We start from the raw sequence: 11,193 nt of genomic DNA on the forward strand, positions 1-11,193 counted from the left end.
GTGAACATGACCGGTTTTAGCTAGCTTTTTCGATTAGTTAAAAATAGTTGAGGTAGTCCAGAAATTTATCTTTTGCAGTTCAGCATGGTTTGAACATCTTTTTTCTTTAGAAGTGGAGATCTGTAGCCGTAATCGGGCACCCAGTGTATTGCAATTTTTTTCTGCTTAACTAACGTGCTAATGTAGCCGCTAGATAATTCAAGCATCTTAGATGCTTCATCTAAAGTGCAATATTGCTCATTGAATATGTTGAGTTTATTTGCATCGCTTTGGGTGAGATATTCTTGGCCGTTAAATTTCAAAAGGTGAACGAAACCCCGAGCGATGAAGCGCCTGGAAAATGATTGATGTGTAAGATTGTGGGTCTGAAGGATATGTGATAGTGGTGTTAAGCTGGCTAGCAGTTTTCTTACAGAACTGATCTCATCGTAAGAGACGGTCAGATATGACCTATACAGCGGCGACCTGGTAGTTCGGATTTTGTCCTTAGCAAAACGCCTCATTTCACTGTATTTAATTCCCAGTAATCGTGCGGCCGCTCGCAAGCTTACGACTTGGTTGCGAGAAAGGTAAAATCCAAACGTATCGTGTGTTGGGTTCAGCAGTACCTGCAGGTCTGCTGGGAAGGTGCTTCGGTCATATACCGTTATCGAGTGGCCATTGATGAGTTTTCCTGAAATGGCGCGTATGTTCTGGGTCTCAAGTATCGAACTCAATTTATTGCAGGGTAAGTTTAACTCTTTGCATAAAGTTCGCGGAGTTGTGAAGCGCTTATAAAAATTGTTGACGTCTTCTAACACGAATAGTCGGCTGTCGTGGGTTGAGCATCGAATTATTCCGATATTGCGATAATAGATAACTGTATTTTTATGCGTTTTTAGGATGTCAGCGGCTTGATCTAGGGTGCAGGTTTCTAGATCACTTGTGATGCAACGGTTGAGCTTTGTTTGCCCTTTTAATGAGTTTGTTTTTTTGGGGATAGTACTGATCCATAATGATATCCTCGGTATATCATCAGCGCGTATAAGGAATGGGTAGCCGGACCTGTTGATTATCGGCTTGATCTCTTTGCAACGGTTAAGTGCAGCGGCAATTTCAACATAGGTTTTTCCAAGACTAGAAGCTAGCTGCCGCGTGGTTACGAATGAGGTTTGGAAGTCTAGCACATCTTCTTTTCGGTAATAGGGACGTGTCCGTATAGTAGTGAGGGGCGCCAATATATTCTGATCGGATAGGATTTTGCATTCTACTAGGGATAGGTCGATTAGTTTGGACGTGTCATTTAAGGAGTAGCAGGACGAAATAATAGTGGCTTCAAGTTGTCCTCTCTGTACTATTTTTTTTGCTTTAAATTCCTTAATCGTTTGACTTAAACGTGCAACATCCTGCCCATCATAGCTGTGTTTGTCATCCTCTGGATGAGTCGCAATATACTGAGTCCATACTCCTGTGGAAACTCCAAGAAGGGTTCTCAATCCGTTGGCCCTTAGCGGCCGTGGCGAAGGTTCTTGACAAGCGGTCATGCATTTTTTGGGTAGCACCTCAATGAGGTACGCGAGCAGGGGGTAGTGTTTTTTGAATTTAACCACCAAGATCTCAGCTTGGGTGAAATCAAGTGAGCTCCAAATGGTGAGGAGGAGTTTCTCCAGTCTTGGGATGTCGTCAAAAACAATAGAGCAGGCAGCATCAAAGATTGTATGGGTTACTCGTTGGATTTTATTCCTTGCTATGCCAAATGTGCTGATCGCTGATAGAAGTGCGTCGAGCTTTTTCTGGTCTTGTTGCTCAACTATCTGAAGCAAACGCTTTTCAGGTAGACAGTCTTCTTCTGTGCACGGCGGAGACCGCCAATCAGCACCGCAGTTACAGGTTAGTTGGCCCTGATGTCTCAGTATGAAGGGACGATTGCAGCTTGGGCATTTGAAAAGTAACTCGCGTAAATGTAATGGGCAATGCTTGCATAAGCAAAGATCAGTTATATAGTGAAAATGATCGGAGCCGCTGCACTCGCTGCATACCGGGAAATAGTGAGTCCGCAATAGTCGTCTGCCGACTTTAAGCCTGCCCAATAGAAAAGCACCGCTAGATTTATTCTGGTTTGCTAAGGGGTAGAAGCCGTTATGGATGCGCTCTTTGAAAATTGAACTTACTTGTGAAGTCATCAATGATTCGTATCGGTTACCTTGGATAAGCGAGCTTCCATGTGCTGAAATTCCATAACCAAAAAAATGTCCTGTAAACTTAGAGACGGTACTGTAACCGTTCATGATTGCCAGCCGCCGAATCAGGCTTCTGGGGCTCTCGTCTGCCAGAGGTAATGGTATGAAATGAAGTGCTTTCATTGTTTGCGCCGAATATTGTCATAGGCAGATGACAGGGTCAGACCAAACGGGTCCGAGCTCATGCGGAGCTTCAGATCGAGTAATCGACTGGCTTGATTGAAATCATTGAACTCCAACGTGAGTCGCTGTTTAGCCAGCATATTCTGAATCGCGCCGTGAATAATCAACCGGATGTACTCTAGGCTCCCTGATGTAGCGACATACAAGCGGACGGCTATGTCTGAATCAGTGAGATGGGCCCCGGGGCGAAGTAATCCACGACTATAAAGTTGCTGGTCGAGGCTGCTAAGCAACACCATATAATCAGACGCACGATCCTCACTGAAAACGGGATATTGCAGTTCAATCAGGAAAGGGAAACGTCGAGCGAGGGCTGGCCGCTGGTTCAACAGAAACTTACATTCAGGTGTACCTGCGAGCACAAAGGGTGTCATGGTCTCGTTCATCATCGTGATGAGCCAATCAATAACAGTACCTCGTGCTTTGTCGGCCTCGGGTCTGGCCAAGTGATGAAATTCATCCAATTCACATACTGAGACTCGGCAGGTCTTCAGCAACGCCATGGCGCGATAGCTCAACTCTACAGTATCGCCTCCTGTGTCCGAACAGCCCAATTCTCGAACCAACGTCTTGGCAAAGGATTTGACGGTTACAGGCGACGGGACGCTGCAATAAAAGGCTGGCTGCACGGTAATGATGCCGCTCGTCTCAATCAGTTCATAGGGAGCGCCAAACGAATCCCTGAAGAGTTGAAGCAGCGTCGATTTCCCACTGCCGGATGGGCCTACGACCATGGCGGACGTGGGAATACCTCGTTGCCGAGCGGTCTCTACGCTTTTCTGCAACATGGTGTAGGCATGCAGATACGAAGGGAACAAAACCAGCTGTTGCGAGAAGTCGCAAAGCCATTGCGTGTCGGCGTTACTCATGGCGCACCTGTACTGTCGTAATAGGACTGAGTGGGGTGCCTTCGAGCAGCGTAATCGGTGGAAGTGGAACGGGACTCGGAGGTTGCGCCTGATCGTGAGCGGGGAGGGGGGGAGAAATATTGACTGATCCCTCAGCGTTCGGTTTTTGGTTCTCTGCCAATCGTGCCAAGCGCTTTTGTGCGGCTTTTCCCTTGTCATCGCGCAGCGCGAGGATATATCTGACCCGGCGCTCGCGTGCTGACTTGAAATCGAACGCTTTCTTTTCGCTGCGCAGTTGCTTGACCACCAACCGGTGCAACTGCATCGTCAATCCGTTCTGGTAGTCCGGGTCGACGGCTTCAAGCGGAAACAGGTCTTCAGGCCGATCTGGGTGGCAAATCCAGACTGTGCCTAAATCAGTGATGTCATAGAACACTGTGAGTCTGGCTTTTTTGGGGCCGCGTGTAGCCAGCGCTGGCACTGCCGGCCCGGTCCATTGCAGGTTGGAGAATCCGATCCGGCCACTGCAGGGGAGCGCCGTTGTTTTGCTCCAGAACAAGCGCTGGATATCCTCTGTACTGTACCGCTTGGGCGGAAAAGTAGGATCGAGAAGTTTGTTCCAGGTATTCAGCGGTGAGTCATTAAGTGTCCGATGGAAGTCTTGGTGATAGATGTCGAGAAATTTGCCGAAGCCCTCTTTGAGCTCCGCAATGGTATATGTGGCATTTTTTTCTGAGTCATAGTCTCCCCTTTCGTCAGGATTCGAAAAGGTCGTACCGCTGAGGTGATGGGCAAAGCGGATGTTATGAGTTTTGAACCAGCGCTCAACAAAGGGCTTTTGGTCGGGAGTATATGGCTCGCAGTAAACGACCTTGGAACCGAGCAAATGCATGATATAGCCGATTTTTTTGCCAGCAAATTCGCTGCCATTATCCATCACGTAGGTGGATGCGAGGCCCGTGGCCGCACCGTCGGAACTGAGCGAGTTTTTCAGTGCACGCAACGTCTTTTCAATGCAGGGAGGGTTGATAGAAATGTCCCAACCGATAATCATCCGCGAACGGACATCTATCAGTACCGTGAGCCAAGCACGGCCTATAACGGCCCCTCGATCGTTGACGGCCACAACGTCAATCATCTGGGTGTCACATTCAACCCGTTCCAGCACCTGCATAGGTTGCTGGCTTTTCCTGCTGAATTTTTGTCTTTTGATGGCGTGGTGTCGACCCAGTTGGGCTAGGTCTTTTTCGTAGGTGTCATATTGCTGGATAATGCGCCAGATGGTCGAGTTGCTGGGAATTCTCAGTTGGTCGGTAATGGGTCGCTTGCTATTAAGGTCCTCAAGACTGCATTGGATCACATCGGTGATTTCCACAATGCTGTGGGGCAGGTCAATGAAATACAGTTCGCGGACCCAGTGATCGATAATTTCAGCGATCACGGCAGGTTGACGGTCAAGGAGTCGCCGCCGGCGCTTCAGGGGCGAGCGGATTAATGCCAGCGGGCTGCCTCCTGATTCTCGATAAAGCCTCATCCAGCCGTACATACTGCTGTAGCAGGGGGGATGATGGTCATTGATTTGTTCGGCGATTTCGCGGATCAACGACAAGGTCGCTGGGCGCGACAGCCTACCTCCAAGCTTATCTTCCACCGAGCGAACATATAGAAGTCGTTTGTCTAGTTCACGTCGCTGTTCATCATGAAGGTCTGAGACGATACGCTGTATATTATGCTCCAATGGCGCATCCTGCATGCGGAAGAGGTTGCCGCGTTCGAAAGCCTTACGCAGGCGGTCCAAAGTGTGAATCGCAATATGAGTTCGCCTTGCCATACTGCGCAATTGAGCCCGCCTGTCATCTACAGCAATGACCAGATATACCTCGGTGTAAAACCGCCACTGCTCGCCAACCTGCATGGTGAAAATGTTAATCATCGACATGATTATTCCTCGCTGGGCTGGCAGAACGATTTGTGATTTTGCGCCTAAGTATTTAGGGGGGATGATGTTGGTCGCTCTTACGTGCTCGTTTTTTTCATCAGATGTGACTAATGTTTGCAGCCGATCGAGGGTGTGAGAGAACTGCAAAAAAAATCGAACCTGAGCGTCACCTTGAGTTCATGTGGAAAAATAAAAATCCGTCCATTGGGAACTAAATCCAATCATGGTGTTGTCTGTAATGGCCTTTCGCATATTGCACTCAATGACCTTGTAAAATAATGCATGTGCGATATCCAGTGGCTCGAATGGAGTTTGCATTAGTTGCTTCAGCAAAATTGGTTTTTTTTGCTGAGCTATATGGCGCCGGATCGCTGTGTCTGCCTGCCCGTCACTGCTGTACCCACGGTGATATAAGTAGTTGAGGTTGGCCGCACGGTTTACATTGTAGAATTGGTGCATCGGCAAACATTCGAGTAAGCAGTTTTGCTCCGCCAACAACTCAACGATCCGTAAAAACCTTGTTTTGGTTTTTTGACACTCAAAACTTTGGTCGTTTTTCACCTCAATTAATTGTTGCGCACCACTGGCGAATGTCACTTCAAAGTCAGGTGTGTAGCGAATCTTGGCTTGTTCAAACGTCAATGTGTATGGGTGGATTCGGTAGCAGACAACGTCTTTCCTACGTTCCAGTTCCAAGCAAAATGCTGCTTCGAGCAGTGATTCACACATCAACGGAGCATTATTTTTCTTCGACGGAAAAATGGTGACCCGGCTACCGTGACGACCATGCTTTGGTAGGCGGCATGGGGCGATGGTGGCGATGTTAGTCAATCGATCTTGGACATATTGGGAATTGATGGAAGACATCTCAGCCTCCACTTCAATAGATAGCGTGTATTCACTAATACGTGGCCCAAATTTTTGGTGTCAATATTATTGAACGGTTTGTGTACGGATTAATTATTGCCCGTATTAAGGTCGTATACTAGAGGTCGAGTTGAAACCTTGGAGATACCTCTCCCTTTTCCGCGCAAGGCTCTATTTTGGGGCTTCCATGAGTTTACTCTTTAGCTAAAATTCCGCGCAAAGGGGAACGCAAGCGGATGTAACGCAGGAGTACAAAATGTACACTTTCAGTGTTGATACGACAGGAAGTGTTTTGCGCAGCACTGCATTGTTTCACGCTACGGCACAATCCATGGGATGCCCTCACACTCCATACAGCATGGCAAAGTACTGGCAGAGGCTCCGTCCCTGGCAGGATAGCCTGTCGCGGTGGAAGCGTATGCAGCATGGTGCAGCGCCTCTAGCCACCACCCAGACTCAGTTGTTTGATCACTTCCCACATTTGCGCTCCCTATTTGAACATCCGTTATGGGCGGTCACTGGTAACCCTAAACGGGAGCGCGACTGGGATGAGCTGGCTGAAACCATTCGAATAGGGGCTAAACCGCTCGACGGGTATGGTGGAAAATCGAGTCGGCTATTGTTCGACCGTGCCGATTGGCCCTGTCTGGCTGTTCACCTGGTGCTATTGCAGACGCACGCAGCCCGTTTTGCATTTCACCGTTTGTGGCTCAAGAAAAACTTTATGGCCTTGCTGGGCCTAAGTAGTCTGCAACAACCGATCATTCACATTCGCGCCGAGCTTCTGGCCCTACTCCGACCTGCCATGTTTGGCACTGAGTCTGCCCTTTACTCCAACCGAGAATCCTGTACTGCGAGCTGGGCGGCCGATGAAGCGCTATTACAACTTCTCCAACTGCGAAGTTGGCTTCTCGGGGATGACCGGCACCTCGCGCTGCTTATCTGGAATTTTCGCCAGGAGGTGCAGCGCGAGTTGGATGTCAGTCCACAACAGTTATTGGAAAAAACGTGCTGCGGATTGCCTTTTTCTTTGCGAAAGAAATGGTGCAGAAAGCAGGCGCAATGGCTGGATAATCCCGTACATCTGAACGGGGTCAGCTGCGAGTTCTCTCACTAGGATGCACCGGTCCGCAATCCTTAGCGTTTGGCGGTTGTATCCCTAGTGGACCAAGCCCCATCGCACCTAAGCAGTTACGGAGCTGGGCTTTCGGCGTTAGGCGCTTGTGGAACTCCAACCGCTGCGCTTGGCAGACGGCCCAACAATTGGTGAACTTGTTTTAGTTGTTGTGCGAGGTCGCGGAGATTTCTTCGATCCTGGCGACGATCCAGCAAGTAGCGGTGAGCACGTTCACGTAGGCTCGTCACTTCAAGTTGGAGGTTTTGCTCCCGCTGTCGCATCTGGGTGAGAGCAGTATTCAATTGCACGTGACTGGCGTTCAGTTGCTGGGCCTTTTTCTGTTCGTTCTGTAGAGCAAGGCGTTGCGCCTGGTGCTCGGCGGTCTGGCGTTCCAGGTCCCGGTACAGCAAGGTGAGTTCCTCTTGCTTGTTCAGTAGCAACTCCTGAAGCCGCCGCTGTTCATGCTGAAGCTGCTGAATCTGCGCTTCGTGGCGCTGTATATCGGTGTCTCGCTGCTCGCGAGCCTGCTCAAGATAGTGCGCCAAGGATTCGCGTGCCTGCTGGTACTTGTCTTCCAGCGACTGAATCTGCTCTCCGCGATCATTCAGGGCATGTTGCAGATGGCGCTCTGCGGCGAGCAAGCCCTGCCGCTCACCTTCCAGTTGTTGAACACGTGTACTGAGTATATGGTCCCGCTCCCGAGCTTCGCGGCGTTCGTCGAGCAGCAATTGATGGTTTTTCCTCAACTCCTCATGGCGAGCGTTATCGACCTGGCGTTGATGTTCGTAAGCCTGTCTCTGCCGCTCAAGGCGAGCTCTGTCTGCGCTCACTGCTGCTTGGGCGTCTGCTGCCAGACGCTGCACTAGGCCTTCCATGTAGGTTTGTACTTCCGCGTTTAAGCTGACAGCAGGTGGTCGAGGTTCTTCGTTTGCCAGCTCGCGCAAATAGCGGTTGATTGTGGTTTTCGAACCAGTATGGCCGAGCTCAACCCGCACCGCGTCAATGCTTGGCGTCTCGCCTCGGGCCAAGAGTGCGTCGCGAGCCGTCTGCACCAAAGCTTTGTTGATTCCGCTGCGGGCCATGGTGTCAATCCGAAAGTGTTTTTACACAGTATGGAGGCAAACCGATTGCAGTGCCTTGGGCGATGCTCGTTGGTTAGTGAGCAACCCCAAGTCCGCTGTCACCTCGCGCGAGCTCCAGTTCGTTCTGCATCGGACTCTAGGCGGGTACATGCAGACGTCGATAGGGTTGAAATAGATAACTTGGCGCTGCCTATCAACAGAAGGATCACTATCTGGCCACGCTCATGTGTGTAGAGCGCGCCCTGGGGGCATTTAGTAAGGTATTCGTCAGCTTCGCGAAACAAAATCGTTTAGCTGAGAACGCCCCACTTAGCTGGGTCGAGCAGTTCCCCACAGTCAATCAAGGTATGACATTCCGGCTGAGGTGGGCGGGATGCTTAACAGGCAATAACTGGCGGGATGCTGACGTTACAAGCGACCAAACGAAAAAGCCCGCCTGAGCAGGCGGGCTATCAATCGTCTCCAAGGGGAGGCTTAGCGCCAACAAATCTCGGAGCCAGCCAAGACAGCATACACGTGTTCAGCGTCAAGAGGAGTGTCGCTGGTCCTGCTGGCTGGCAGACCCTAGACATCAAGAACAAAAGCAACATGGGTTGGCGGCACGGGTCAGCCACCGTCGCGGAACCAATCGTTCCGCTTGACCAAGCCCAGCTCGTCCTCGCCGGGTCGGGGGGCATCGTCGAACAACTGCTCTATCCGTCGCTCCTGCTTGAGGTAGGCGAGGGTGGCAAAGAAGCAGTGCTCGCACAAGTGCACTTCATAGCGCTCACCGTCGTGTGCCGCCCCATAGCCCCAATGCGCGGCTAGCGTCGCATATTGCAGGTTGCCGTTCGCCAGCCGGGCGGACTCATTGCAGATGTTACAGCGAACATCGCTTACCGCTTCGCTTTCCACGCGTCCAAGGATTTCCATGGTCCTACCTCGCTCGCTATCTTTCTCTAAGCGTAGAAGTCAGGAGCTTCCTAAGTAGGCCGTTGGTCGAGTATGGGCGGGGGAATGCGGGCAGTTCGTTTGCCGCAGTCTGCGACGTGGGTTGGCTACACTGACGGAAGCGGACGCCCAGCTTGTGGTGTGCCGAACTCATCCAGGAGGGGCCACCCGTGCCTCCTAACCATGTTCGACACAGCGCACGCGGATTGGCTGTTACAGCAGGGCAAACGCTGTTACATCGGATTTTTTCGTACCGTTCAAGCGGTACGAAATTACAGGTGTACAGACAGCTGTAAGCGGCGCGTGAGGCGTCGGATTCTGAGGTGTGAGAAGCCAGGATTCTCAAACTCCAGGCGGTAAAACGGCGGTGGGTGACGTTTTCGGCAGTACGGAGGGCAGAGCATGAGCGATCCCGAGCGCTATCGCCAAGCGGCGAGGCGTGAGAGCACCTCCCGCCGCTATGCCCAGGTGATCGAGCACTTTGAGGGTGAGTGGGGTGGCTTGCTGCCCACTACCCAAGCGAGCGTCGCGCGCTACCTCGCTGAGCACGCTGATCGGTTTTCTCCCGGCACCTTACGGACCCACTTAGCGGCGCTCGCCCGCTGGCACCAAGAACATGGTTTTCTTGACCCGACCAAGGCACCGGCGGTGCGTGATGTGCTGCGTGGTATTCAGGCGTTGCATACCCGGCCACCTCGGCAGGCAGAGCCGCTGCAGTTGCAGGAGTTGGCCGCGTGCATCGAGACCTTGATGACAGAAGAGCATTCGGACCAACCAGTGGTGCGCCTGCGCGCGTGCCGCGATCGGTTGCTTCTGTTGCTCGGTTTTTGGCGTGCGCTGCGCAGCGACGAACTGTGCCGTTTGCGCATTGAGTTCATTCAACTCGAACCGGCGCGCGGCCTGACACTGTTTCTGACCAGCAGCAAAACTGATCGGGCCAACCTAGGTCGTCAGTTGAGTGTGCCGGCGCTGATTCGCCTGTGTCCGGTGCAGGCGTACGAGGATTGGTTGGCGTGCAGTGGCTTGGAGGATGGCCCGCTGCTGCGAAATGTTGATCGCTGGGGGCGCTTGGGCGAGGGGCTGCACAGTTACAGCGTATCTCGTATTTTGCGCCGGGCCCTACAGCGTAGCGGGCTTGACGAGGAAGGCTACAGTGGGCATTCGCTACGTCGGGGATTCGCCACCTGGGCCAACGCCAACCAGTGGAGCGCCAAGGCGCTGATGGACTATGTAGGATGGCGTGATGTGCAGTCGGCGATGCGCTATGTGGAGGCGGATGCGCCGTTCGGGGTATGGCGCCGCTGACAACTCAGGGGGCCGGAAGCGTGATAGGTGTTTGATCAGCTACTTATGATATTCCGCAAGTCGGCGGGTTCGCACGACCGTCGAGCAGAAAGGCCGCCGTAGGCATACAGCAGGAAATGGAGTTAGGCTAACCCCTGAGCCAAGTGAAGACAGTCATCATGATACCTGTAGACACTCATCAAGCTTCGTCGATGCAGTCACTGTGCAGGCTGACGGCGTACTTGACCCAATCCCAGACCGAGTCGCTCAGTCCGCTTGATCTCTACCAGCGGGTGAGAGAAGGCTTCGCACTGAGCGATGTGAAGGCCATGGTCTCTGCCTCTGAATTGTACTCAACCGGTAAGATTTTGCGACGGATCATCGGCAAGTCCACCCGCTCACTACAGCAGGGCAATGCGGGCGGCACTGCGCGCCTTAACGCTCAACAGAGCGCGGTGGCTTTCCAGTACGCGCAGGCCCTTGAGCACGCCGCCTCAGTGTTTGGTTCTCAGCCACGGGCCGAAGAATGGCTTGGGAGGCCGTGCAAGCGCCTGGCGGGTAATGTCCCGCTGGAGTTGATCGAAAACGCACTCGGCTTCCAAATTGTCGAAGCGTATTTGCAGCGCATTGAGTTGGGGGTTTACCAATGAGTACCTGGCTCGGGCTTGGCATTCTGCTTGATGAGTAATCAGCGACGGCAATAATGCTCAGTGTCGATTGCGGC

General features: G+C 52.0%; 9 protein-coding genes. 3 read left to right on the plus strand and 6 right to left on the minus strand.

Annotation, left to right across the window (positions count from 1 at the left end; translation table 11 throughout):
• Nucleotides 1-65: 65 nt before the first annotated feature.
• The 4 genes from AC3A5O_RS06345 to AC3A5O_RS06360 form a co-directional block, all read right to left on the minus strand.
• Nucleotides 66-2,342: a TniQ family protein gene (locus AC3A5O_RS06345; protein ID WP_487752962.1), complete on the minus strand. Its 2,277-nt coding sequence runs from the start codon at nt 2,340-2,342 to the stop codon at nt 66-68.
• Nucleotides 2,339-3,271, minus strand: coding sequence for a TniB family NTP-binding protein (locus tag AC3A5O_RS06350; RefSeq protein ID WP_487752963.1), 933 nt, complete (start codon nt 3,269-3,271; stop codon nt 2,339-2,341). Before AC3A5O_RS06350 ends, AC3A5O_RS06345 begins: the two co-directional genes overlap by 4 nt.
• Complete coding sequence (locus tag AC3A5O_RS06355) at nt 3,264-5,189, minus strand: transposase (protein WP_487752964.1); 1,926 nt, start codon at nt 5,187-5,189, stop codon at nt 3,264-3,266. Before AC3A5O_RS06355 ends, AC3A5O_RS06350 begins: the two co-directional genes overlap by 8 nt.
• A 177-nt stretch (nt 5,190-5,366) precedes the next feature.
• The gene (locus AC3A5O_RS06360; protein ID WP_487752965.1) at nt 5,367-6,056 is read right to left on the minus strand and encodes a hypothetical protein; all 690 of its coding nucleotides are present in this window, start codon (nt 6,054-6,056) and stop codon (nt 5,367-5,369) included.
• Between the two features lie 256 nt (nt 6,057-6,312).
• Here AC3A5O_RS06360 and AC3A5O_RS06365 point away from each other — a divergent pair, with 256 nt between their 5' ends.
• The gene (locus tag AC3A5O_RS06365) at nt 6,313-7,173 is read left to right on the plus strand and encodes a hypothetical protein (protein WP_487752966.1); all 861 of its coding nucleotides are present in this window, start codon (nt 6,313-6,315) and stop codon (nt 7,171-7,173) included.
• A gap of 74 nt (nt 7,174-7,247) precedes the next feature.
• Here the strand turns inward: AC3A5O_RS06365 and AC3A5O_RS06370 are convergent, their stop codons facing one another.
• Both AC3A5O_RS06370 and AC3A5O_RS06375 read right to left on the minus strand, forming a co-directional pair.
• Nucleotides 7,248-8,255, minus strand: a complete 1,008-nt coding sequence (locus AC3A5O_RS06370; RefSeq protein ID WP_487752967.1) for a DNA-binding protein — start codon at nt 8,253-8,255, stop codon at nt 7,248-7,250.
• A gap of 606 nt (nt 8,256-8,861) precedes the next feature.
• Nucleotides 8,862-9,167: a hypothetical protein gene (locus AC3A5O_RS06375; protein ID WP_487752968.1), complete on the minus strand. Its 306-nt coding sequence runs from the start codon at nt 9,165-9,167 to the stop codon at nt 8,862-8,864.
• 420 nt (nt 9,168-9,587) lie between these two features.
• Here AC3A5O_RS06375 and AC3A5O_RS06380 point away from each other — a divergent pair, with 420 nt between their 5' ends.
• Nucleotides 9,588-10,490: a site-specific integrase gene (locus AC3A5O_RS06380; protein ID WP_487752969.1), complete on the plus strand. Its 903-nt coding sequence runs from the start codon at nt 9,588-9,590 to the stop codon at nt 10,488-10,490.
• A 158-nt stretch (nt 10,491-10,648) separates the two neighbouring features.
• Complete coding sequence (locus AC3A5O_RS06385; protein WP_487752970.1) at nt 10,649-11,119, plus strand: antitoxin Xre/MbcA/ParS toxin-binding domain-containing protein; 471 nt, start codon at nt 10,649-10,651, stop codon at nt 11,117-11,119.
• Nucleotides 11,120-11,193: the final 74 nt, after the last annotated feature.

The organism is Pseudomonas sp. Soil_N_39 (assembly GCF_057655955.1).